Genomic DNA, 22,140 nt, shown 5'->3' with positions numbered 1-22,140 from the left:
AGAGAACGCCATGTATCCCATCAAGACCCCATCGAACGCCAGGCTGCTGCGTCCCTCCGCGCTGCCGCGCCATGACCGCGGCGGCGGTGCACGTACCACGTCGCTCGTCTCGCCGGCGCTCGGCGCCACCACGTTCATCTCCGGCATCACGGAGTTCGATCCCGGCACGGCGATTCCCTTCCACAGCCACAACTGCGAAGAGAGCGTCGTCCTGCTGGAGGGCGACGCGGTCATGGACATCGACGGCCTCGAGTACCGCCTGCAGCCGCTCGACACCACGTTCATCCCGCCCAACGTCGTGCACCGTTTCCGCAACCTGTCGGCCACGCAGCCGATGAAGATCCTGTGGACGTACGCATCGCCCGACGCCACCCGCACCCTGCGCGACACGGGCGAAACGCGCCCCGTCGCGCTGGAACACGCCAACCGATAACCGACCACCTGGAACCCACCATGCGCATTCTCGTACTCCCCGGCGACGGCATCGGCCCCGAAATCGTGAACAGTGCCGTCGAGGTGCTCGACGCCGCCAACCGCGCGTTCGACCTCGGCCTGGCCTTCGACCACGACGACATCGGCTTCGCCAGTCTGGCAAAACACGGCACCACCCTGCGCGACGACCTGCTCGAGCGCGCCCGCACCTACGACGGCATCCTGCTCGGCACGATCTCCCATGCGGACTATCCGAAACCCGCGCAAGGCGGCATCAACGTCTCGGCCGCATTCCGCGGCAAGCTGGACCTGTACGCCAACGTGCGCCCGGCGCGCACCCGCACCTTCCTCGATTCGAACCTCAAGGCCGGCAAGACGATGGACCTCGTCATCATGCGCGAAGCCACCGAAGGGTTTTATCCGGACCGGAACATGCACCTGGGCTGGGGCGAGATGATGCCGACGCCCGACCTGGCCCTGTCGGTCCGCAAGATCAGCCGCCATTGCAGCGAGCGGATCGCGCGCCGCGCGTTCGAGCTGGCGCAAAAGCGCCGCAAGCAGGTGACCGCCATCCACAAGGCCAACAGCTTCCACATGACCGATGGCCTGTTCCTCGAGGCCGTCCGCCACGTCGCGCGCGACTTCCCGGAGGTGGCATTGAACGACCTGCTGGTCGACGCCTCGACCGCGCACCTGGTGCGCAACCCGGAGCGTTTCGACGTCATCGTGACCGAGAACTTCTACGGCGACATCCTCAGCGACCTGGCGAGCGAACTGTCGGGCAGCCTGGGCCTGGCGGGTTCGGTCATGGCGGGCGACCGCCAGTGCTGCGCCCAGGCCCAGCACGGCTCCGCGCCCGACATCCAGGGCCTGGACAAGGCCAATCCGACCTCGATGATCCTGTCCGCGGGCATGCTGATGAGCTGGCTGGGGGAACACCGCGGCAACGCGGCTTTCCTGCGGGCGGGCGACGCGATCGAGCGCGCCGTCGATACCGTCCTGCGCAACCCCGCGACCCGGACGGCCGACCTCGGCGGCACGACGGGCACCCGCGCCTTCGGCCGTGCGGTCGCCGCCGAAGTCGGCATGGCGCTGCGCGGTTGAGGCCGCGCGGACCGGTTCCCTGGCCGAAATCCGGTGCATTCTGGCGGGAATCGTTCCGACCTTCCTCATCGGGATTCGTCTCCCGATTCCATAATCGTTCCGTGTGCGCACGAGGTCGTGCGCACCATTTCGAGGAAACCAGAATGACACCATGGATCAGCCGGGGAAGCGCCGGCAGGAATTGCAGGACGCTGTCGGCATGCGTGCTCGCGGCAGCGCTCGCTTCAAGCATGTGGATGACGTCCGCGGCGGCCCTGGCCGCCCCCGCGGGCGCGCCGCCCGACGACTATTTCCACACCGGGGCGGGCGCCCGTTATCTGCGGCGCGCGGATGCCGATCTCGTCGTCGTGCCGCTGCGCGCGAACGTCTCCGTGCTGATGGGGTCCGGCGGGAACGTCACCGTCCTCGCGGGAAAGGAGGGCAAATTCCTCGTCGACGCCGGTATCTCCAAGTCGCAGGAAAAGCTGGCCAGCGCGCTCGACCGGCTCGGCCCCGCACCGGCCAGGTACGTGGTCAACACGCACTGGCACTGGGATCACACCGACGGCAATGCGTGGCTGCACGCGGCCGGCGCGACCATCGTCGCACACGACAACACGTACAAGCACCTGACCGAGACCACGCACGTCAATGCCTGGAACTGGACGTTCGATCCGGTGCCGCCCGGTGCGCGTCCGACGCTGCTCGTCACGACGGCGAAAACCTTCCATGTCGACGGCAGCGAGGTCGATGTCGAGAATTTCGGCGAGGGCCATACCGACGGCGATCTCTGGGTCTATTTCAAGGACGCGGACGTGCTGGCATTGGGCGACACGTTCTGGAACGGCTACTACCCGTACATCGACAACGAAGACGGCGGCAGCATCGATGGGGCGATCAAGTGGGCGAACAAGGCGGTCGAGCGGGCGACGGACCGTACGATCGTCGTGCCCGGCCATGGTCCGGTCGGCAGCCGCAAGGACCTGGTCGCGTTCCGCGACATGCTGGTCACCGTGCGCGCCAACGTCGCCGCGTTGAAACAGCAGGGCAAATCGCTCGACGAGATCATCGCGGCGAAGCCGACGGCGGCCTTCGATGCGACCTGGGGCCAGTTCGTCTTCAATGGCGCGCAGTTTACGAGGATGGTCTACGCCGGGCTGCCGGGGAAATAGCGCGCAGATTGCCCCGGCAGCCGGCGCGGTCGTCAGAACACGTGTGTCAGGCCGAGTTGCCACCCGGTGATGGCGCCGCCCGGCGTCGCCGTGATCCGGGCGCCGGGCTGCACCACCGCCGCGCCGGCGAGGACGAAGCTGTTGCGCGATCCCTGCTGGTCCAGCTGTGCGTAGCCGACATAGGCCATGGTCCGCTTCGAAAACCGGTACCGGTACTGGATGCTGGCCTGATGCGCGCTGCCGTGGCCCTGGCCAGACTGGTGATCACTGAACGCGGCGTAGCCGACGGCGATCGACGAGGAGGCCGCGAAGTCGTGCAGGACCGATGCCGAGTACAGCGCACTGTCGATCGACCGGTCGGACGCGCGCTCCCGGTTCACGGCCAGGAACGCCTTCCACGCGGGACCGAAGCGCCAGGACGTGCCCAGCGCGGTGCGCCGGACCCGGTACGGCAAGGCGGTATTGGCGACGTCTTCATGGTTGATCCCCAGGTACCACGGGCCGCGTTCGTATTCCGCCGCGAGGTGCCAGTTCCGGTTGCCGGCCACCTCGGGAAGGAGCGGGGCGCCCGCCAGGGCACCGCGCGCCCACAGCAGGTGGAGTTTCACGCCGGCGACGTCGGTGAACAGGCCGACCGCGTTATCGACGCGCAGCGCGGCGCCGGCGAAGTTGTTCCATCCCGATGCCTGCGTCGTGCCGCCGAACGCATCGAACTTGCCGTTCATGTAGAACTGCGGCGTATTCTGGCGGCCCAGGCGGAATTCGCCCCAGCCCGTGGACAGGCCCACCCAGGCCTGGCGGTTGAACAGGCGGTAGGTGTCCGCGCCGCTGCCGTCGTTGGAATTGAGGCCGGCTTCCAGCGTGAAGTTGGCCTTGACGCCGTTGCCGAGGTTTTCCGTGCCCCGTACGCCCAGGCGGCTCGCGGCCGCGCCGCTCGCGTCGATGCGGGTGGCGGGCGCCTTTCCTTCGGCATCGATGCGGGTGAGGAAGGTGTCGACGACCCCGTAGACGACCGCGCCGTCCTGTGCCAGCGCCGGCAGCGCCCAGGCGCCCCCGGCGAGCAGGCACAGGGTTCCGATATGATGTTTCGCATTCATGCCGCACCTCCCAACCGGCGCAACGCCTGGCGATAACGGTTCATGTCCTCGATCGGCCGTGTCGCCACGCCGTCGTCCATGGCGGCCTGGGCGACGGCCGCCGCCACCCATTCGAGCAGGCGCGGGTCGAACGGCGCCGGCAGGATGTAGTCGCGCCCGAACGCCATCTGGCGCCCGGCAGACAGCTGCGAGATCGCGGCGGGCACGTCCTGCAGCGCGAGGTTCGCGATCGCATCGACGCACGCGGCCTTCATCGCATGGGTGATGCGCGTGGCGCCCACGTCGAGCGCCGCGCGGAACAGGAACGGGAAGCACAGGACGTTGTTGACCTGGTTCGGATAATCCGACCGGCCGGTGGCCACGATGGCATCGCCGCGGATGGCCGCCACGGCTTCCGGACGGATCTCCGGTTCGGGATTGGCCAGCGCCAGGATCAGGGGTTGCGGCGCCAGCGCACGCACCGCCGCCGCGGACAGCAGGCCGGCGGCGGAACAGCCCAGGAAGATATCCCGGCCTTGCGCCGCTTCCTCCAGGCTGCGGACGGCCCTGCCGGTCGCATAGCGCGCCTTGTTGGGCTCCATGTGCGCGTCGCGGCCTTCGAACACGACGCCCCTGGAGTCGAGCATGACGATGTTCTGCCGGGGCAGTCCCAGTGCGACCAGCAGGTCGAGGCAGGCGATCGCCGCCGCGCCGGCGCCCGAGCACACCAGCGTCGCCTGCGCGAGCGCCTTGCCCACCAGGCGCAGGCCGTTGCGGATCGCCGCCGCGGCGACGATGGCGGTGCCGTGCTGGTCGTCGTGGAACACCGGGATGCGCATCCGCTCGGACAGCACGCGCTCGATGTAGAAGCACTCCGGTGCCTTGATGTCTTCCAGGTTGATGCCGCCGAACGTGGGTTCCATCATCGCGATGGCATCGACCAGCTTGTCCGGATCGGTCTCGTCCAGTTCGAGATCGAAGGCGTCGACACCGGCGAACTGTTTGAAGAGGCATGCCTTTCCCTCCATGACCGGCTTGGCCGCCAGCGGACCGATGTTGCCCAGCCCGAGGACCGCGGTCCCGTTGGTCACGATGGCGACGAGGTTGGCGCGCGCCGTGTAGCGTGCCGCGTCGTGCGGCGCCCTGGCCACCGCGTGGCAGGCCGCGGCAACGCCGGGCGAATAGGCCAGCGCCAGGTCCGACTGCGTGCGCAGCGGCTTGGTCGGCACGACGGACAGCTTGCCGGGGTTCGGATAGGCGTGGTAATCGAGCGCGGCCTGTTGCAGGCCGGCTTCCTCCAGGTAGTCCATGTTTGTCTCCATAAGAATTGTTGTGGTGTGCTGCTTACGCGTCGTCCAGGACGCGCCAGTCCAGCGTTTCGCCGGCCCGGAATGGCGTCAGGACGCCGCCGTCCGCCGTATCGATCGTCTCCGGTACCCGCTCGCCGGCGCGCACGAGCGTGACGTGGCCGGCATTCGGCGCGAGACCATAAAAGGCCGGACCATTGAGCGAACAGAACGCCTCCAGGCGGTCCAGCGCGCCTTCCTCCTCGAACACCTGCGCGTAGGTCGACAGCGCGGACGGGGCGTTGAAGATGCCGGCGCAGCCGCAGGCGGATTCCTTCGCCTGGCGCGTGTGCGGCGCCGAGTCGGTACCGAGGAAGAACTTCGGATTGCCGGACGTGGCCGCCCGCCGCAACGCGCGCCTGTGGTCCTCGCGCTTCAGTACCGGCAGGCAGTAGTGGTGCGGCCTCAGGCCGCCCTGGAACATCGCGTTGCGGTTGTAGAGCAGGTGTTGCGGCGTCAGGGTGGCGGCGACGGTCGCCGCGGCCGACACGACGAACTCGACACCTTCCCGGGTCGTGATGTGCTCGACCACGAGCTTGAGCCCGGGCAGGCGGGCGACCAGCGGCACCAGGACCTGGTCGATGAAGACCGCTTCCCGGTCGAACACGTCGATCGAAGGCGCCGTCGCTTCCGCGTGGACCAGCAGCGGCATCCCGGCGTCCGCCATGGCGGCGAGCACCGGCATGATCCGGGCGACGTCGCGTACGCCGTGGGCCGCGTTGGTCGTGGCGTGGGCCGGGTACAGCTTCGCCGCGCACACCGTGCCGTGCCGGAACGCATCGACCAGCGCGCGCGGGTCCGTGTCGTCCGTCAGGTAGACCGTCATCAGCGGCTCGAACGTGTCCGCAATGCCGGTCCGCGCGCGGTGCCGGGCCAGGGCGTCCAGGATCCGGTGCCGGTACGCGGCCGCCGCCCGGGCATCGCAGACCGGTCGTGCCAGGTTCGGCATCACGATCGCGCGCCGGAAGTGCCGGGCCGACCAGGGCACGACCGTGTCGAGCATGGGGCCGTCGCGCAGGTGCAGGTGCCAGTCGTCGGGCCGGCGCATGCGCAGCGTCATCGGAACGTCGCTCATGCCAGCCTCCTGACCGCGTGATACAGGACCTCCACGGCCGCCACGAAATCGGCCAAGTCCATCGCTTCGTGCGGGTTGTGCGAGCCGTGCTCGTTGCGCACGAAGAGCATGGCCGCCGGAACCCCGGCGTTGGCGAACTGGGCCGCGTCGTGACCCGCGCCGCTGGGCAGCTGCGGGCAAGGCTGGCCGGCCGCATCCGCGGCGTCCTGCAAGACGCGCATCAAGCCCGGATCCATGCGCGCCGGCGGCGACACGATCTTGCGGTCGAGTTCGAAACGCACGCCCCGCTCGCCCGCCACGGCCGCGATCTCGGCGACCAGCAGGGCGTGCACGCGCTCGAGGGTCGCCGGGTGCTGGCTGCGCGCCTCGAAGCTGAACGCCGCTTCGCCGGGGATGCGGGACACCGCGTGCTCGTGGGCGTCGGTGGTGACGATGCCGCTGGTGACGACGAGATCCTCGCCCTCCGCGAGCAGGCCGGCCCAATGCCTGTCCATCCGCATCAGGAGATCCGCCACCGCCAGCACCGCGTCCTTGCGCAGGTCGCGCGGGATGGCGCCGGAATGGCCGGCCTCGCCGATGCAGACGATCCGGTTGTGCCGGACGTTGCCGCGGATGCCGGACACGATGGCCGTCGGCCAGCCCTGCTTGACCATGACGGGACCCTGCTCGATGTGCAGTTCCAGGTAGGCGTCCGCCTGCGTCCAGGGCGCGCGGCAGCCGCGTTCGATGGCGTCGAGGTCGGCACCGGCCGCTACCAGCGCGTCGCGCAGGCTGCGCCCGCTGCGCGCATTGCGCAACGCCAGGTCCTGCGCCTTCAACTTGCCCAGTGCGGCGGACGAACCGACGTAGGCCTTGCCGTACCAGGCGCTTTCCTCGCCGCGGATCGCCGCGACCGTCAGCGGCACGTGCACGCCTTCGCTTTCCAGGCGGTCGAGCACCAGGAGTCCGGCGATCACGCCCGCCAGGCCATCGAAGTTGCCGCCATGGGGCACCGAGTCGATATGCGACCCGCAGACGATGCGCGGGCGTTCGCGCGCGGCGCGCTGCGCGAACAGGCCGTTCGCCGCATGGTCGGTTGCATGGGCGAGTCCGCGTTCGGCGGCCCACTCGCGCAACAGCGCCAGCACCGCGGACTCGCCGTCGCCGTAGCTTTCGCGCGTGATGCCGACGCCGTCGTGTCCCAGGCGCGCCGCGGCAGTGAACAGCCGTTCGGCCTGGGCCAGCCAGCGGGTCGTGGACGACCCGTGCGGGGAAGGCGCGCGGTGCGCCGCTGCCGTCCGGATGAATGCCGCGCTCATGCCAGCGCCTCGAACGGTTGAAAACCCTTGTCGTCGACCGTGCCGACGACGTCCTGGAGCCGCGCGATGCCGTTGCGCTGGCAGTAGGCGAGCAGGCCGTCGATCACGTCGAGCATGGCGCCGGGCCGCACGAACGTCGCCGTGCCCACCTGGACGGCCTTCGCGCCGGCCAGCATGAATTCGAGGGCATCGTCGGCGCTCGCGATCCCGCCGCAACCGATGACCGGAATCGATACCGCCTTGCTGCACTGGTAGGTCATCCGCACCATGATGGGCTTCACGGCGGGGCCGGACATGCCGCCCATGACGTTGCCGAGGCGCGGGCGGCGCGTGTTCACGTCGATCGCCATGCCGAGGATCGTGTTGGCGACGACCACGGCGTCCGCTCCCTCGTCCTGCGCGGCGCGCGCCACCGCTGCGATCTCCCCGGTGTTCGGCGTGAGTTTCACCCACAGCGGCAGGCGGGTCGAGGCGCGCAGGGCCTTGACCACCTGCGCCGTCGACCTGGCGTGCATGGCGAACGCCTTGCCGTCCTCCTCGATGTTCGGGCACGAGATATTCGCCTCGATGCCGGCAATGCCGGGCACGGCCGAGAGTTGCGCCGCGAGCGCGCCGAATTCGAGCGCCGAGTCGGCCGAGATACTGGCGATCAGCGGCGGCGTGTAGTCACGGTAGAACGGTACCGTCGACCCGATGAAATCATCGACGCCCTTGCTGGGAATACCGATCGCGTTGAGCATGCCCGCCTGGATCTCGGCCACGCGGGGTACGGGGTTGCCGCTGCGTTTGGTGCGCGTGATCGTCTTCGTCACGAACGCGCCGAGGCGGTTGATGTCGATGGTGTTCGCCAGCCCGTCGGCGAACGTGCCCGATGCCGGCATGACGGGATTGCGCAGCCGCAGGCCGCCGACCGAAACGGAAAGATCTAGCATGACGTCACCTCGTCGATGGCGAACACGGGACCGTCCCAGCACACGCGCTTGCTGACGATGTCGTCGCCCTTGCGGAATGCCCGGACGCAGCAGTAGCACATGCCGATACCGCAGGCCATCTGCTGTTCGAGGGCGACCTGGCCGGGGACGCCGAGTTCGTTGCCCAGTGCCTGCATCAGCATCGTCAGGCGGTTCGAGCCGCAGGTATAGAAGGCGTCGGCGCGTCCTGCGCGGTGCAGTTCGCGCAGGATGCGTTCGACGTTCGCGGGGGCGCTGCTGCCGTCGCTGTCGACCACCTCGATCACGGTCGCGCCGGTGGCACGAAAACGTTGCTGCGACATCAGGTTGGCATGGTCGCGTGCGCTCAGGATGGCGGTGACGCCGACGCCCTGTGCGGCCGCCAGGTCCGACAGCGGCGCCAGCGTGGCGAGGCCGACGCCGCGGCCGAGCACGACGATGTTGCGCCAGGCGGGTGCCAGGTCGAACCCCACGCCGAGCGGGCCCAGCATCGGCAGCGTGTCCTCGGCACGCAATGTGGCGAGGCCGCGGGTGCCCGCGCCGGTCACCTTGTACAGGAACTCCACGGTGCCGCTGGCCGGATCGGCCCGGTACGTGCTCATGGGACGCCGGAAAAACGGCTTGTCGGTGTCGGTCACCGGGCACAGCAGATTGAAGAACTGGCCGGCGCGGGCTGCCGCGGCCCGGCTGTTGACCTCGAGGACGAGGTGCTTGTAGTCGTTGTTGACCCAGCGGTTGCTGATGACGACGCCCAACGTGTCGGGCGCCGGCGGAAGCGTGCAGCAGGTCGCCGGCACCGCGTCGGCGGCGCTGCGAATGAGGGTTTGCATGATGTCTCCTTGTGAGTGAAGCGCGCGGCGCTTATTCGAGGGCGGCGCCCTTGCGCTCCGGGATCAGGAACAGGGTGGCCGCGATGTCCAGCACGTAGATCAGCGCGAGCACGACGATCGCGGTGCCGAAGGAATAGGCCGCGGCGAGATAGCCGACCGCCAGCGGCCCGAAGCCGCCGACCGCGCGGCCGATGTTGAACAGGACGTTCTGCGCGGTGGCCCGCGCCTGGGTCGGGTAAAGCTCGGAAATGAGGGCGCCGTAGCCGCCGATCATGCCGTTGACGAACATGCCCATGACCGCGCCGCCGACCAGCAGGGCCATGGGCTCCTGGAGCGTCGAGTAGACGAACACCATGACGACCGCGCCGCTCTGGTACAGCAGGAAGGTGGGCTTGCGGCCGAGTCGGTCCGCCAGCTGCCCGAACAGCCAGATGCCGAACGCCATGCCGACGACCGTCACGGACGTCCACATGGCCGACTTCGTCAGCGAATAATTGAACTGTTTGGCCAGGTAGGTCGGCATCCAGATCATCAGGCCGTAGTACCCGAAGTTCTGTACCGAGCACAGGATGACGACCCCGATGCTGGCGCGGACCGTCGCCGCATCCGCGACGAGCAGCTTGAGCGGATTGCCCTTGCGCCGCGTCCTGGCGCTCTCGACGAAGACCTCCGGTTCGCCGATGTACTTGCGCACGATGAACGCGACGATGGCCGGCAGTACGCCCACCGCGAGCATGCCGCGCCAGCCGATGAGGGGCAGCAGGAGCGGAGTCAGCAGTGCAGCGGCGAGCACGCCGGCCTGCCAACCGACGCCGACGTACGACGAGACCCGGGCGCGCTGCGACGGCCGGCAGGCTTCCGTGGCCAGCGCCATGCCGATCCCGAACTCGCCGCCCAGGCCGAAGCCGGAAATCGTGCGATAGACCAGCAGGTCCCAGTAGCCCTGGGCAAACGCGCACAGCCCCGTGAAGATGGCGAAGATCAGGATGGTCCAGGTGAGCACCTTCACGCGCCCCATGTAATCGCTGAGGACGCCGAAAAAGATGCCGCCGCAGACGGCGCCGATGAGTGTCCAGGTCACGAGCGAGCCGGCCTGTGTGCTCGTCAGTCCGAGGCCGGCGGAAATGGCGGTGAGGATGAAGCCGAGGATGAGCAGGTCAAAGCCATCCAGGGCGTAGCCGACCGCGGACGCGAGGACGGCCTTGCGGGCGTAGACGTCCTGCTGCGCATCGTCCAGTTCCAGTTGTGTCGGCAGCATATCCGCCGCATTGCGAGTCGCCATGTTTGTCTCCTTGTGGTTTGGTTTTTGTATGGGGCTCAGGCCATCCGGCCCGGGCGCGTCAGCAATTCCGGACGCAGCAGGGCGGCCAGTTCGTCCTCTTCCATCAGCGCCATGGCATTGACGACCTGGACGACCGTGGCCCCCGAACGCACCACTTCCTTGGCGACGAGCGACGCTTTCTCGTAACCGATGTGCGGGTTCAGGGCCGTCGCGAGGCTGGCCGAGCGCTGCAGCTGGGCGGCCATGTGCTCGGCATTGGCGGTGATGCCGTCGACGCAGTTGTCGGCCAGCGTCCCGCACGCCGCGGACAGCACCTGGATGCCGTCGAACAGCAAATGGGCCATCAGCGGCTCGAACGCGTTCAATTGCAGCTGGCCGGCCTCGGCCGCGAGGGAGATGGCGACGTCGTTGCCGATGACCTGGAAGCAGACCTGGCTCACCACCTCGGGGATCACCGGGTTGACCTTGCCCGGCATGATGCTGGATCCCGCCGCCCGTTCCGGCAGGTTGATTTCGCGCAGGCCGGCGACGGGGCCGCTGGAAAGCAGGCGCAGGTCGTTCGAGATCTTGGACAGCTTGACGGCGATGCGCTTCAGCGCGGACGACAGGGTCACGAAATCGCTCGTATCCTGGGTCGCCTCGATCAGGTTCGGTGCCAGCCGGATCTCGGTGCCGTAGATGGTCGAGAGATAGGTGCAGGCGATCATGCCGTAGCGCGCGTCGCAGTTGATGCCGGTGCCGATCGCCGTGCCGCCGAGGTTGACGACCGTGAGGTCCTGCAGGGCCACGTCCAGGCGGTTCACTTCCGCGCGCAGCGTGTCGGCGAAGACACGGAATTCCTGGCCGAGCGTCATCGGCACGGCGTCCTGCAACTGGGTGCGTCCGACCTTGAGGACATCGTCGAAGCGCTCGGCCTTCAGCGCGAACGACTGGATCAGACCCTCGAGGGCAGGGCGCAACATGCCCGTGGCGGCCTCGCGCAGGCCGAGCTTCAGCGCGCTCGGATACACGTCGTTGGTGCTCTGGCCGAGGTTCACGTGGTCGATGGGATGGACCACGCTGTAGCTGCCCCGGCCCGCGCCGAGCAGCTCCAGTGCCCGGTTGGCGACGACTTCGTTGGCGTTCATGTTGGTCGACGTACCGGCGCCGCCCTGGATCACGTCGACGACGAACTGCTCGCGCCAGCGGCCCTGCATCAGTTCTTCGCTCGCGCCGGCAATGGCCGACGCGCGCTTTTCGTCGAGCAGGCCGAGGACGCAGTTGGTTTTTGCTGCTGCGTACTTGATCGCGCCCAAAGCCCGGACGAGGGTCAGATACGTGCCGACCGGGCGCCCCGTGATCGGGAAATTGGCGACGGCCCGGGCGGTGTGCACACCCCAGTACGCATCGTCAGGCACTGAAAGGTTGCCAAGCAAATCCTTTTCCATGCGGCCCATGTTGTCTCCTTTTTTAGACAATGTTGACGTGTTGAAACGTTATTCAAGGTCGGCCACGGCGGATCAGCCGTTTCCGGTGTGAGAGTCAGTGCATCTGTCTCTTTTTTTAGATTATGGTCGAATTTTTTCGTTTTGCAAGCGCTTTTTTCGCGGTCTGTGGAAACATTTGCGGGCATGCAAAGATCTGCTATAGTGAGGAATCTAAATATTGAGACGACGATGAACGACCGGGTACAGACGACTTCCATGAACGGCGCCGAGATCGGCTCCCGTTTGCGCGCCTACAGGATCGGCGCCGGATTGCGCGCTGAACAGGTAGCTGAACTGCTCGGTATTTCCAGGGCGGCCGTGTACAGGATGGAAAAGGGCGAGATCGTGAAGATCGAGACGCTCGAGCGCCTGGCGGTGATATTGCGGACCTCGCTGGCGTCGATGCTGGGTGTGGGTACGGAGTACTACTCGTCCGCATTGGCCTATATCGAGCGCATGCGCCAGCTCGAGCAGGGCGCGACCAGGATCATGGCGCACTTCGAGCCCGTGTCGTTCCTGCTCACGTCGAGCGGCTATATCCGTCACCTGGAACAGATGCTGCGCGAGAGCGAGGACAGCCTGGCGGACGACCGCATCAGTGCGCTGATGTCGCTGCTGCAGGAACGGAAACGCGAGTACGCATCGCATCCGGCACCGATCGTGAGCCTGATCGGATTGCGGGAACTCGAACGCTTCGTTCACTTCGGCCTGATCGGCCGCATGGACCTGCCCCCGTCGGTCAAGATGGAACGCTCCCTCGCCGCGCGTGCGGAGGTGACCCGCATCGCGGCACTCCTCGAAGACTCGCCGCTGGACATGCAGATCGGGATCGTCGATGAAAGCATGCCGAATTCCACGTTCCAGATATTCGAGCGTCCCAGCGGGGCGTATGTCGCCGTCAGCCCGTTCCGGTTCGGCGAGTTTCCCAACATCTCGTGCGGGATCGCATCCGTGACTGCCGCGCCCGAAGCAGTCGCACTCTACAGCGACATGGTCGCCACGTTGTGGAAGCGCGCGTACAAGGGCAAGGAAGGCGCAGCGATACTACGCAAGATGCTGCAGCAGGTTTGAACATCAACTCAAGGCTGGAGAACCACCATGACTTTCGACGACATTACTCAACAGTTCGAGCACAGCCCGAACGGCAGCGGTACCGATGCCTTTCTCGCCGTGAAGGACGCCACGCGCGAACTGATGGGCAGCGACCCCGGCAACGCGGCCATTTATTTTCTCATCTACAATTTCGCGCGCAGTTACGTCATCCTGCACGACGACGAACCGATCTCGACCGAGTCCGCCAACGAGTCCAAGCAGCAGCTGCTTGGCTATATGAAGCGCTTGAGCGCGGCACTCGGTCAGGGAGAAGCTGCATTGCTCGCCACGGCAAGTGCCGTGATCAACGAGTACATGGCGTCGAAGCGGCCGTTCTAGACAGGACCGTTAACATTGTCTCGGGATGCCCGAGAGGACTGTCTACGCGGCATCCAAGAGCGCCATGACGCGTTTTGCCTGGACCTGGGCGCTCGAACCGGCGCATACGGGAATGACCGCGAACGGCGCGGCGCCTGGCCCGCCCGAAACGGAATCGTTCCGCGAAAATACCCCGGCCGGCAGCATCGATGTCTCGCCATTCACCGGCTCCGGCGGCCCGGATCGTCCGCCGGGTTGTCATGCACGGTGTCGGTCGGGCCGGTTCCGGTAGTCAAAACGATCGCCGGTTCATTGCCGGTCATCGCAAAGTGGCCTTGCCTGGACGCGACGGCGGCGCGGCGGGCGAGCGTCATCCCCAGCCCCACGCCGGCGCCGAGGCAGAGGGCGATGCACAGGGCGGCGAGGACGAAGGCGTGGGCGATCGCCGCCGGGTCGTCCCGTCCGCCGAGGACTGTGTAGAAGATCCCGCCGACCAGGGCCACGCTGAGCGCGGTGCTCACCTGCAGGGTCGAGCTGGCGATGCCGGCGATCATGCCGGCATGGGCGGGCGCTACGCAGCCCGTGATCATCGTCATCAGCGTCGGCAAGCCGAGCCCCTGTCCGAAGCCGATCAAGAACAGCAGGACGGCAAGCTGCCTGGATGCCGGCGCCATGCCGTCCGGCGTCGCGGAGATCAGCCATGCCAGGCCGAGGAAGCCGGCGGTTTCCAGTCCCATGCCGAGCGGATTGACCCATTCGCCCAGGTGCCGGCGGAAACAGGGCGTGGCCAGGGGCCCCAGCAGGAATCCGGCGCCGAAAGGCAGGAAGACCAGGCCGGCGTCCAGGGCGCTGACGCGCAAGGCATTCTGCAGATAGACCGAAAACAGCAGGAAGAAGGAACCGATCGAATAGAAGGACAGGGCGATCAGGAGGGCGCGGCCCAGCCCCGGCGCACGCAGGGCCGCGGGATCGAGCAGGGGCGCCCCGCCGGCCCGCGCGAGCCGGGTTTCGTAGCGCCAGAAGAACCGCGCCAGTAGCGGCGCCGCCGCCAGCGACAACCAGGACCACCAGGGCCATCCGGCCGCGCGGCCTTCGATCAGCGGCACGATCAGCAGCGCCAGCGTCAGCATCGACAAGACCATGCCGCCCGGGTCCAGTTTGCCCGAGCCTTGTCCGCCCGTCCGTTTCAGGAGAGGGATACCGAACAGGATCACCAGGATGGCCACCGGCAAGTTGACCAGGAAGACCGCGCGCCATCCCATGCCGAACAGGTCCAGCGCGATGAGGACGCCGCCCAGCGCCTGCCCGATGACCGAGGCCAGGCCGAACACCGCGCCGTACAGGCTGAGCGCCAGCGGCTTGTCGGATTCCGGGAAGATGGCCTGGATGGAGGCGAGCGCCTGTGGCGCCATGACCGCGGCGGTGATGCCCTGCAGGGCGCGCCCGGCAATGAGGGCCCAGGGAGACCAGGCGACACCGCACAGCAGCGATGCTGCAGTGAAGCCGATCAGGCCAAGGAAGAATACGCGGCTGCGGCCGAACAGGTCGCCGAGGCGCCCGCCCGTGATCAGGGTGACCGCATACAGCGCGGCATACGCGGAAATGACCATCTGCTCGGCCGAGGACGAGGTGCCCAGGTCACCCTGGATGGACGGCAGCGCCACGTTGACGATGAAGAAGTCGAGCGGTGGCAGGAAGGAGCCGACCAGCAGGACGGCGAACATCGCCCAGCGGCGCGGCTCGGGTGGGGCGGAATGAATTTGTGACATGACACCTCCTGGAATTTCAGCGCACCGTTTTCCTGGTGACGTCCGCGTCCACCGCAATGGCCGTCCCGCCGGCCGCTTCGATGTCGGCAACCACTTTTTCGGCACCGCTCCTGCTCGAGGCGTAATTGGCGACGACCAGCGCGCCGTCCGCCGCCAGCTGGCGGGCGATGGCCGCGCCGACACCCTTGGAAGCACCCGTCACGATGGCGACCTTGTCTTTCAACTTGTTCATGTTTGAGGTTTGCAATAGTTGGCAACGACGTCATGGTGACGCGTACAGTATTGTGTGTGAACTGCCATGCATGTACATTTCACGTACATTTTTGTACGGAGTTATGAAATGGAATGGAGCGACGTCCGGATTTTCCTGGCGGTAGTGCGTAGCGGATCGTTCGGCGAGGCCGCGCGGACCCTGGGTGTGAGCCATCCGACGGTAGGGCGCCGGATCAAGGCGCTCGAAGACGAGGCGGAGCAGGCGCTCTTCCGCAGGACCAGGGATGGATTGGTCCTCACGGACGCCGGGGATGCCGTGCTGGGCCTGGCGGAATCCATGGAAGATGCCGCGCTGGCCATGGAGAGGCGTCTGGCGGGCAACCACGAGCGCCTTGAAGGCATCTTGCGGATATCTGCCGCTGAATGGTTTGCGGGCTATGTCCTCGCACCCGTCCTGGCCGAACTGACGCACCGCCATCCGGCCGTGGTGCCGGAAGTGATCGCCAGTTACCGCTTGTTGAATCTGTCGCGCCGCGAGGCCGATGTGGCGTTTCGCATCGTGCCGTTCAGCGAGCCGGACATCGTCCAGCGCCGCCTGATGACGGTGCCTTACGGTCTGTACGGCTCGGCTGACACCGCGGCGGCGATGCAGAACGATCCGGCTTCGGTGGGATTGATTCTCATGAATACCGCACAATCCCACTTTCCCGATGTCGCCTGGTTGCTCGACAGGTTCCCGCTGTCGCGGCGGGTCTTCACAAGCACGAGCCGGGCCGTTCAGGCACAGATGTGCCTGCGCGGCATGGGCATTGCGGTATTGCCAAGGCCGCTGGGCGACGCAACGGCCGGCTTGCAGCGTATCGACACGCCGGACCAGCCGCCCGGCAGGGACGTCTGGGTCGGCTACCACCAGGACCTGCGGCATATGGACCGCCTGCGGGCGATGCTGGAAATCGCGGACGCCATGGTGCACACCGAGCCCCATGCTCGACAAACCTAATGGTTTTAGGTATTCTCCTAGCTATATTTGGAGGGGGATACCATGGCAAGGGCAGGACTGACAATCGACCGCCTGGTCGAGGCTGGCGCGAAGCTGGCCGACGCGTCCGGATTCGAGGCCGTCACGCCGAGCGCGCTTGCCAGGCAATTCGATGTGAAAGTCGCCAGCCTGTATTCCCATGTGGCCAGCGCGAACGACATCAAGGTCCGGATCGCGCTGTATGCCCTGGACAAGCTGGCGGACCGGATTGCGGATGCGATCGCCGGCCGTGCCGGCCGGGACGCCTTGATCGCGCTCGCCGATGCCCACCGGGACTTTTCCATGGCCCACCCGGGGCTCTTTGCCGCCGCGCGTCATCCGCTGGACGGCGAGGCGGCCGGGCGCAGCGGCGGGGCCAGGATCGCGCAGGCGACCCGGGCCGTCCTGCGCGGGTATGGGCTGGACGAGCATGCGCAAACACACGCGATCCGTCTCCTGGGCAGCGTGTTCCTCGGCTTCACGATGCTCGAGTCGTCGGGAAGCTTCGGCCACAGCCGGCCGTCGCCGGAGGCCTCCTGGCAGGTGACGCTCGACGCGCTGCATGCCATGCTTTGTTCGCTTGGAAAATGAGGGCAGGCCGATGACGCGATCATGCGCACAATGGTTCAGCACGCCGGTCACGGCAGCGATGCTGCGCGGCTGGATCGAACTCGAGAACACGCAATACGGGATCGTGCCGCACCGCTTGCCAGCCTGGGCACGCAGGCAATGGGCCGATCCGCAATTACTGATGGCGGAGGCGCAGCCGTCCGGCGTGCGCATCTGTTTCCGTACAGAGGCAACCGCAATCGAGTTGGAAGCCTTGCCGACCAGACGCGTCTACACCGGCCTGCCGCCGCGCCCGGACGGCACCTGGGACCTGGTGATCGACGGACGACTGGTCCGGCAAGGCACGATCCCTGGCGGACGTGTCGTGCGCATCGACCCGTCGACATGGTCCACGGGCACGGCGCCGTGGGCGGAGGTCGAGGAAGGGCGGCCTGGCCTGCTGCGCTTCGCCGATCTGCCGGCCGGCAGCAAGGAGGTAGAAATCTGGCTGCCTCACGACGAGGCCGCCGAGCTCTTCACCTTGCGCGGCAACGCAGCGCTGGACGCTTGCGGGCACAGTGGCCGAACTACATGGCTGCATCACGGCAGCTCGATCAGCCATGGCTCCAACGCCCGGCATCCGACGGGCATCTGGCCGGCCGTGGTGGCCCGTCTTGCCGGCGTCGATCTGCTGAACCTGGGCTTTGGCGGCAGTGCGCTGCTCGATCCTTTCGTGGCCCGCACCATCAGGGACCAGCAGGCCGACTTCATCAGCCTCAAGCTCGGTATCAATGTCGTCAACATGGATCTGATGCGCCTGCGCGGTTTTGGTCCGGCCGTGCATGGCTTCCTGGACACGATCCGCGACGGCCACAAGACGACACCACTCATGGTCCTGTCTCCCATCCTGTGCCCTATCCATGAAGATACGCCCGGCCCCTCGCTGCCCGTTTTTTCGGACGGACAATTGAAGTTCCAGGCCGCCGGCATGGACGAGGACGCTGCGAAGGGCAAGCTGACCTTGAGGATCATCCGCGACGTGCTCAAGGACATCGTGACGCAACGGCGCATCAGCGACCCGAACATCCATTATCTTGACGGGCGTGTCCTGTACGGCGGCGCGGATCATGCCCGCCTGCCGCTGCCCGACGGGCTGCATCCGGATGGTGCGACGCACGCGCTGATGGGAGAGCGGTTTGCCGCCGCAGCCTTCGGCGAGGGGCGTCCATTCGCTTGAAACCGGCTACCACGTGGCCTGGATACTATTGCCGCTGTCGAGGCTGGCTGCATCCTTGAATGCTGTCCCGCTGTTGGTGACCGTGTTGCCGCTGATCGTCCAGTTTTTCGGACCGCCTGCAGGTTCCGTGCCCGCGGCCGGATCATCTGCCAGATAAAGAGCGATGAATCCCGGTACGGTGTTATTGGAGATGGTGTTGTTGCTCACTACAGTGCCGGTGCTGCTGCCCAACAAAATGCCGCGAGGGGAGACGGGAGAGAGCGACGCATTGTCACGGATCGTGTTGTTCTCGATTGTCGTGCCTTGGGTGCCGTACCCAACCCAAATACCCAGAGTATTGCCGACCAGATCGTTATCGTGGATCCAGTTAGCGACGCCGGTCTTGTCATGGGTGGAGCCGGAATTGCCCAGCGCGATGGCGGCACGTTGCGAATTCGTGATCGGGTTGTTGGTGACTTCGTTGGCGTATTCATCTTCGCCGTGCAAATCGATCGAGTCGAGTCTGGTGCCGTCGAAGTGGCTATTGGTAATCAGGTTATTGTGCGCCCAATATTGCACGATCACGCCGTGGCGAATATACGGTGCCACGGTCGTATTGTTGTCGAACTTTACGAAATAAGTGTCTTTCAGCGGGTTACCCAGGAAAGGATTCGTGCCGGCATCCAGGTGGGAATCACCGGTGATGACGAATCCGTATCCTGCTCCGCCCCCGCCGACATCGGTGGCATTACGGGCGATCGAACTTTTCACCAGGATGTCGTGCGAACCGCCGCCGATACGCACGCCGATGCGGTCGAACTTTTCGCACACGACGCTGTCGATCGTGACATTGTAGGTATTCTTGCCGGTCGCAATCATGTTGAGCGGACCTCCGGCAGACGGATTGTTGTTCACCGTATCGGTGGAATAGGTACCAGCCCAGGTCGACGTGAACGTCAGATGGCCGACCACGATATCGTGCAAACCCATGATGGTCATGGCCGAACCGGCCAGGGAAAGGTCGGATTTGATGATGGCACCGTCGCGACTCTGACCCATGATATGGACCCCGCTCTTTTTCAAAGCGATCGTGGAAACGTTGTACGTCCCGTTCGGAAAATATACGGTGCTGCCAGGTGCGACATCGGCGAGAACGGCATCGATGGCTGCTTGGTCACTGATCGAGTTATCCGCCAGATCGATATTCTTGCCTAATTCGGCTGCCCGGGTGACGACATTGACGATCGTGGGTGCGGCGGCCGGCGTGGGAATCACATGGAGAGTGCCGTCTGATTCGCGCAGGCCAGGATTGCCCGGCGGGACTGTCGTGGTGATGGTGGATAACACTCTGCTGGTCCTGGTGCCGCTGACCGTATCGCCGGCGCCGCAACCGGCCACCAGCATGGTCATGGCCAGGCCGATACCCAATTTGTTGAAATTCGGATTGTTGATATTCATTGTCCCCTCCAATAGATTCATCTGTCCGTGCGTACGCGGTGTGGAAATACATAGGCCAACAATGGTCAGCCTACGGCTTGAAGTAAGGTTTGATGGACGGAATCGCGGCCGTCAATTCCGCCTGGACCATCCTGGCGAAGAATTCCGCGCCCTTGGCGCCGACGTGGGTATAGTCGAACGCCCGTTTCGGTGCGCCGACGACTTCGACGCCGTTCGGATTGGAAGAGACGGGTTCTTGTTCCGGCGGCGCCACCGCCAGCGTGTCGGCTTCTTTCTGGCCCATCGCCTGCAATGCCGCAATGCTGTCGGCATGCAGATCGAGGAAGGCCGCCTTTTCGCGAGCCGCGGCCACGCGGGTGGCCTCTGCCCAAGGTCCCAGCGTGTCTTTCAAATAGGGGCCCTTGAAGGTCCGGCGAGCGAGCGGCGAGACCAGGACCGGCACGCCGCCGAGCGCTTTCGTCTCGCTCGCGTAGCGCGACATATTGGGCCCGAACCCGGTAACGAGGTCGGTCGAACGCTCGCCCTTGCCGGGCTGGTCGTTGTGTCCGAACTGGATCAGCACATAAGTGGCGCTGAAGGCGTCCCCGTCGCGCAACAGGGTCTCGACTTCGGCCCAGCGTTGTTCCTGTCGGAACGTCGACGTGCTGCGGCCGCCGCGCGCCAGGTTGATGCACTTGGCTTCGGCAACGAAGCGCGCGCACAGGGCGTCGCCGTAGCCACTCCCGCTCGCCATGGTCGAGTCGCCGACGAGGATGACGCGGATAGGTTTGGGTAGGTCGGCAGCAGCGGAAAGACCGCCGCAAAGAACCAGGGCAATCGTTACGGAAAGAGTAAGGAAGCGTCGTGCCATGATGGTCTCCCGAATTAGAGATGGTCGTTAGCCGTGCGAGCCAATCTACAGGAGAAATCGTGTTGGTGCAACGATTTAGTGCATCGATTTAGTCGATTGGCAGGGTGCGCATGAATACAGGGAATTCGTGCGGGAGAATTTGGCGGCCGGTCTGGATTGCCGCGCTGCGGTCGGCGGCAGGCGGCCGCGGTCGATCGTCGCCAGCGAACGCAAGGATTCTGCCCGGCTGGTCGACGGTCAGGTCAGGGTGCAGTGTCCACGGATCAGGGATGACGCCGTTGCCAGCGATCCCGTCATGATGTCCTCATGGTGCGCTTGCGAGCGAGCGCGCAGGCAGCGCGGTCGATTCCCGCACGATCAGCTCCGGCGCGAACAAGGCGCCGCCGGGGGCAGAGGCGGGCGCCAGGATGCGCTGGACCGCTGCGTCGGCCATGGCCTGGATCGGCTGGCGTATGGTGGTCAGGGCCGGATCATGCGCGGCCGCGAAAAAAATGTCGTCGATGCCGATCAGCGAGCAATCCGCGGGAATCCGCTTGCCCAGCTGCTTGAGGCCGACCCCGACGCCGATTGCCATCATGTCGTTGATGGCAATGGCCGCGGTCGGCCTGGAGGGTGCCGCCAGGATGCGCGCCGCGCTGCTGCGGCCCATCTCGAACAACTGGGTGTCACCATGCGGGTCGCTGGGTATGTCGGAGGCGTCGGTAATCAACACCTCGCCGCTGATGCCGGCTTCGGCGACGGCGTGCTGGAAACCGCGCACCCGCTCCTGCCGGTTCAGGGTGAAGGGCGGGGGCGTCAGGAGCGCAATCGCACGGTGGCCGAGCGCGGCCAGATGCGCCACCGCGATCCCGGTGGCAGCCGCGTTGTCCATCGAAATGGTGTTGATGTGGGAATGGCGCTCGTCGGTTTGCTTGATGTCGAACGCCACCACCGGACAGCGCGCCGCGATCGATGCCAGGTGATTGGTGTCGCTGAGTGCCGAGCCGGTGATCACGCCCTGTACGCCATACGCCAGCAGGTCTGCCGTCAGGGTGCGCTCGCGCTCCGGGTCGCGAAATGTGCTGAAGGTCATGACGTGACAATGGTGGCGTGCGGCGGCGGCTTCCACCGCACAGGCCAGCGCCCCGAAGAACTGGTTGGCCAGCGACGGCACGAGCAGGCCGACCATGGCGGCGACGCCGGTCTTGAGCTGGCGCGCGGCAATGTTCGGACGGTAGCCCAGCTGCTTGATCGCCCATTCGATTTTGGCCTGCGTCTCCGGGCGCATCTGGCCCATCCGGTTGTTCAGGTAGTTCGAGATGCTCGAGGGGGATACGCCCGCCAGGCGCGCGACGTCCTGGATCTTTGGTTCGCTCATGGTCTCTCAGTCGGCTCAACATCCGGCGCACGGCATTGTCGCCTGGACAACCGCATTATAGTCCATGGTTCTAGTAAAACGATGCAAACAGGGGCCGCGCCGGCTGCAGCGCCATTCGGCAGAATACCTTGAAACCGATCGCAGCAACCTGGTGAGATCCCCCGGGTCCGCTCGATGCCCCGTTGACGCGGACACGATTTGACAGTAACCTGCGCTGCCCTCACTAAATCGTTACAGTAAATCGCTTTAGTGTGGCGGAGCGAGGAAATCTCACACAAATTGAAAGAAGC

The 22,140-nt window shown here is 66.0% G+C and carries 20 protein-coding genes and 2 pseudogenes; 9 read left to right on the top strand and 13 right to left on the bottom strand.

From position 1 onward, the window contains the following. The first annotated feature begins 10 nt into the window (after positions 1–10). The 3 genes from ASD28_RS24860 to ASD28_RS24850 all read left to right on the top strand — a co-directional run bounded on the left by ASD28_RS24860 (position 11) and on the right by ASD28_RS24850 (position 2,687). Complete coding sequence (locus ASD28_RS24860; protein ID WP_056134992.1) at positions 11–433, top strand: cupin domain-containing protein; 423 nt, start codon at positions 11–13, stop codon at positions 431–433. A 20-nt stretch (positions 434–453) separates the two neighbouring features. Continuing rightward, positions 454–1,536, top strand: coding sequence for an isocitrate/isopropylmalate dehydrogenase family protein (locus ASD28_RS24855; protein WP_056134989.1), 1,083 nt, complete (start codon positions 454–456; stop codon positions 1,534–1,536). Positions 1,537–1,679: 143 nt separating this feature from the next. Further along, positions 1,680–2,687 carry an MBL fold metallo-hydrolase gene (locus ASD28_RS24850; RefSeq protein ID WP_056134986.1) on the top strand — a complete coding sequence of 336 codons (1,008 nt, stop codon included), beginning with the start codon at positions 1,680–1,682 and terminating at the stop codon, positions 2,685–2,687. 32 nt (positions 2,688–2,719) lie between these two features. On the opposite strand, the gene ASD28_RS24845 is transcribed toward ASD28_RS24850, so the two are convergent. The 8 genes and pseudogenes from ASD28_RS24845 to ASD28_RS24810 all read right to left on the bottom strand — a co-directional run bounded on the left by ASD28_RS24845 (position 2,720) and on the right by ASD28_RS24810 (position 11,980). Next, entirely contained in the window at positions 2,720–3,784 is a 1,065-nt protein-coding gene (locus tag ASD28_RS24845; RefSeq protein WP_056134983.1) for a porin, read from the bottom strand. 20 nt (positions 3,785–3,804) lie between these two features. After that, positions 3,805–5,073, bottom strand: a pseudogene (locus ASD28_RS24840) (malic enzyme-like NAD(P)-binding protein); the annotation flags it as partial. Positions 5,074–5,107: 34 nt separating this feature from the next. Next, the gene (pyrC, locus tag ASD28_RS24835) at positions 5,108–6,184 is read right to left on the bottom strand and encodes a dihydroorotase (protein WP_056134977.1); all 1,077 of its coding nucleotides are present in this window, start codon (positions 6,182–6,184) and stop codon (positions 5,108–5,110) included. After that, positions 6,181–7,482 (bottom strand): hydantoinase/carbamoylase family amidase, encoded by a 1,302-nt coding sequence (locus ASD28_RS24830; protein ID WP_082577372.1) that lies wholly within the window; start codon positions 7,480–7,482, stop codon positions 6,181–6,183. Before ASD28_RS24830 ends, pyrC begins: the two co-directional genes overlap by 4 nt. Then, positions 7,479–8,414, bottom strand: coding sequence for a dihydroorotate dehydrogenase (locus ASD28_RS24825; protein WP_056134975.1), 936 nt, complete (start codon positions 8,412–8,414; stop codon positions 7,479–7,481). Before ASD28_RS24825 ends, ASD28_RS24830 begins: the two co-directional genes overlap by 4 nt. Further along, on the bottom strand, positions 8,408–9,262 hold the full coding sequence (locus ASD28_RS24820) for a dihydroorotate dehydrogenase electron transfer subunit (RefSeq protein WP_056134973.1): 855 nt from the start codon (positions 9,260–9,262) through the stop codon (positions 8,408–8,410). The genes ASD28_RS24825 and ASD28_RS24820 overlap by 7 nt, the downstream gene beginning before the upstream one ends. Positions 9,263–9,293: 31 nt before the next feature. Next, positions 9,294–10,520 carry an MFS transporter gene (locus ASD28_RS24815; protein ID WP_056134970.1) on the bottom strand — a complete coding sequence of 409 codons (1,227 nt, stop codon included), beginning with the start codon at positions 10,518–10,520 and terminating at the stop codon, positions 9,294–9,296. Positions 10,521–10,579: 59 nt separating this feature from the next. Then, entirely contained in the window at positions 10,580–11,980 is a 1,401-nt protein-coding gene (locus ASD28_RS24810; RefSeq protein WP_056134966.1) for an aspartate ammonia-lyase, read from the bottom strand. Between the two features lie 219 nt (positions 11,981–12,199). Here ASD28_RS24810 and ASD28_RS24805 point away from each other — a divergent pair, with 219 nt between their 5' ends. From ASD28_RS24805 to ASD28_RS33400, 3 genes are read left to right on the top strand one after another with little or no spacing between them, the layout of a single operon-like run. Beyond that, entirely contained in the window at positions 12,200–13,081 is an 882-nt protein-coding gene (locus ASD28_RS24805; protein WP_056134963.1) for a helix-turn-helix domain-containing protein, read from the top strand. Between the two features lie 27 nt (positions 13,082–13,108). Continuing rightward, the gene (locus ASD28_RS24800; RefSeq protein WP_056134961.1) at positions 13,109–13,441 is read left to right on the top strand and encodes a hypothetical protein; all 333 of its coding nucleotides are present in this window, start codon (positions 13,109–13,111) and stop codon (positions 13,439–13,441) included. A 25-nt stretch (positions 13,442–13,466) separates the two neighbouring features. Next, positions 13,467–13,712, top strand: coding sequence for an SDR family NAD(P)-dependent oxidoreductase (locus tag ASD28_RS33400; protein WP_082577371.1), 246 nt, complete (start codon positions 13,467–13,469; stop codon positions 13,710–13,712). Here ASD28_RS33400 and ASD28_RS24795 read toward each other — a convergent pair. Further along, positions 13,642–15,189: an MFS transporter gene (locus ASD28_RS24795; RefSeq protein ID WP_082577370.1), complete on the bottom strand. Its 1,548-nt coding sequence runs from the start codon at positions 15,187–15,189 to the stop codon at positions 13,642–13,644. The genes ASD28_RS33400 and ASD28_RS24795 overlap by 71 nt on opposite strands. A 31-nt stretch (positions 15,190–15,220) precedes the next feature. Then, positions 15,221–15,421, bottom strand: a pseudogene (locus ASD28_RS24790) (SDR family NAD(P)-dependent oxidoreductase); the annotation flags it as partial. A gap of 108 nt (positions 15,422–15,529) precedes the next feature. Between ASD28_RS24790 and ASD28_RS24785 the strand changes: the two are divergent. Genes ASD28_RS24785 through ASD28_RS24775 form a run of 3 tightly spaced genes read left to right on the top strand, consistent with a single transcriptional unit; the run spans position 15,530 to position 18,206 of the window. Then, the gene (locus tag ASD28_RS24785; protein ID WP_056134952.1) at positions 15,530–16,402 is read left to right on the top strand and encodes a LysR family transcriptional regulator; all 873 of its coding nucleotides are present in this window, start codon (positions 15,530–15,532) and stop codon (positions 16,400–16,402) included. 42 nt (positions 16,403–16,444) lie between these two features. After that, the gene (locus tag ASD28_RS24780; RefSeq protein ID WP_056134949.1) at positions 16,445–17,011 is read left to right on the top strand and encodes a TetR/AcrR family transcriptional regulator; all 567 of its coding nucleotides are present in this window, start codon (positions 16,445–16,447) and stop codon (positions 17,009–17,011) included. A gap of 10 nt (positions 17,012–17,021) precedes the next feature. Further along, positions 17,022–18,206: an SGNH/GDSL hydrolase family protein gene (locus tag ASD28_RS24775; protein WP_056134947.1), complete on the top strand. Its 1,185-nt coding sequence runs from the start codon at positions 17,022–17,024 to the stop codon at positions 18,204–18,206. Between the two features lie 6 nt (positions 18,207–18,212). Here the strand turns inward: ASD28_RS24775 and ASD28_RS24770 are convergent, their stop codons facing one another. From ASD28_RS24770 to ASD28_RS24760, 3 genes are all read right to left on the bottom strand, one after another. Further along, a complete protein-coding gene (locus tag ASD28_RS24770) occupies positions 18,213–19,643 on the bottom strand; it encodes a right-handed parallel beta-helix repeat-containing protein (protein ID WP_056134944.1) in 1,431 nt (476 codons plus the stop codon). 70 nt (positions 19,644–19,713) lie between these two features. Next, positions 19,714–20,493 (bottom strand): rhamnogalacturonan acetylesterase, encoded by a 780-nt coding sequence (locus ASD28_RS24765; protein ID WP_056134941.1) that lies wholly within the window; start codon positions 20,491–20,493, stop codon positions 19,714–19,716. Positions 20,494–20,797: 304 nt separating this feature from the next. Then, positions 20,798–21,850, bottom strand: coding sequence for a LacI family DNA-binding transcriptional regulator (locus tag ASD28_RS24760; RefSeq protein ID WP_056134938.1), 1,053 nt, complete (start codon positions 21,848–21,850; stop codon positions 20,798–20,800). Between the last annotated feature and the right edge of the window lie 290 nt (positions 21,851–22,140).

Origin of the sequence: Massilia sp. Root133, from assembly GCF_001426525.1 — a bacterium.
GTDB classification, from domain to species: Bacteria; Pseudomonadota; Gammaproteobacteria; order Burkholderiales; family Burkholderiaceae_D; genus Telluria; species Telluria orientalis.
This window is presented reverse-complemented; position numbering and strand designations above follow the sequence as displayed.

What these genes read in the sequence shown, in the direction of transcription:
- ASD28_RS24860 (WP_056134992.1), top strand. Translation starts at nt 11, where the DNA reads ATGTATCCCATCAAGACCCCATCGAACGCCAGGCTGCTGCGTCCCTCC.
- ASD28_RS24855 (WP_056134989.1), top strand. Translation starts at nt 454, where the DNA reads ATGCGCATTCTCGTACTCCCCGGCGACGGCATCGGCCCCGAAATCGTG.
- ASD28_RS24850 (WP_056134986.1), top strand. Translation starts at nt 1,680, where the DNA reads ATGACACCATGGATCAGCCGGGGAAGCGCCGGCAGGAATTGCAGGACG.
- ASD28_RS24845 (WP_056134983.1), bottom strand. Translation starts at nt 3,784, where the DNA reads ATGAATGCGAAACATCATATCGGAACCCTGTGCCTGCTCGCCGGGGGC.
- pyrC (WP_056134977.1), bottom strand. Translation starts at nt 6,184, where the DNA reads ATGAGCGACGTTCCGATGACGCTGCGCATGCGCCGGCCCGACGACTGG.
- ASD28_RS24830 (WP_082577372.1), bottom strand. Translation starts at nt 7,482, where the DNA reads ATGAGCGCGGCATTCATCCGGACGGCAGCGGCGCACCGCGCGCCTTCC.
- ASD28_RS24825 (WP_056134975.1), bottom strand. Translation starts at nt 8,414, where the DNA reads ATGCTAGATCTTTCCGTTTCGGTCGGCGGCCTGCGGCTGCGCAATCCC.
- ASD28_RS24820 (WP_056134973.1), bottom strand. Translation starts at nt 9,262, where the DNA reads ATGCAAACCCTCATTCGCAGCGCCGCCGACGCGGTGCCGGCGACCTGC.
- ASD28_RS24815 (WP_056134970.1), bottom strand. Translation starts at nt 10,520, where the DNA reads ATGCTGCCGACACAACTGGAACTGGACGATGCGCAGCAGGACGTCTAC.
- ASD28_RS24810 (WP_056134966.1), bottom strand. Translation starts at nt 11,980, where the DNA reads ATGGGCCGCATGGAAAAGGATTTGCTTGGCAACCTTTCAGTGCCTGAC.
- ASD28_RS24805 (WP_056134963.1), top strand. Translation starts at nt 12,200, where the DNA reads ATGAACGACCGGGTACAGACGACTTCCATGAACGGCGCCGAGATCGGC.
- ASD28_RS24800 (WP_056134961.1), top strand. Translation starts at nt 13,109, where the DNA reads ATGACTTTCGACGACATTACTCAACAGTTCGAGCACAGCCCGAACGGC.
- ASD28_RS33400 (WP_082577371.1), top strand. Translation starts at nt 13,467, where the DNA reads ATGCCCGAGAGGACTGTCTACGCGGCATCCAAGAGCGCCATGACGCGT.
- ASD28_RS24795 (WP_082577370.1), bottom strand. Translation starts at nt 15,189, where the DNA reads ATGTCACAAATTCATTCCGCCCCACCCGAGCCGCGCCGCTGGGCGATG.
- ASD28_RS24785 (WP_056134952.1), top strand. Translation starts at nt 15,530, where the DNA reads ATGGAATGGAGCGACGTCCGGATTTTCCTGGCGGTAGTGCGTAGCGGA.
- ASD28_RS24780 (WP_056134949.1), top strand. Translation starts at nt 16,445, where the DNA reads ATGGCAAGGGCAGGACTGACAATCGACCGCCTGGTCGAGGCTGGCGCG.
- ASD28_RS24775 (WP_056134947.1), top strand. Translation starts at nt 17,022, where the DNA reads ATGACGCGATCATGCGCACAATGGTTCAGCACGCCGGTCACGGCAGCG.
- ASD28_RS24770 (WP_056134944.1), bottom strand. Translation starts at nt 19,643, where the DNA reads ATGAATATCAACAATCCGAATTTCAACAAATTGGGTATCGGCCTGGCC.
- ASD28_RS24765 (WP_056134941.1), bottom strand. Translation starts at nt 20,493, where the DNA reads ATGGCACGACGCTTCCTTACTCTTTCCGTAACGATTGCCCTGGTTCTT.
- ASD28_RS24760 (WP_056134938.1), bottom strand. Translation starts at nt 21,850, where the DNA reads ATGAGCGAACCAAAGATCCAGGACGTCGCGCGCCTGGCGGGCGTATCC.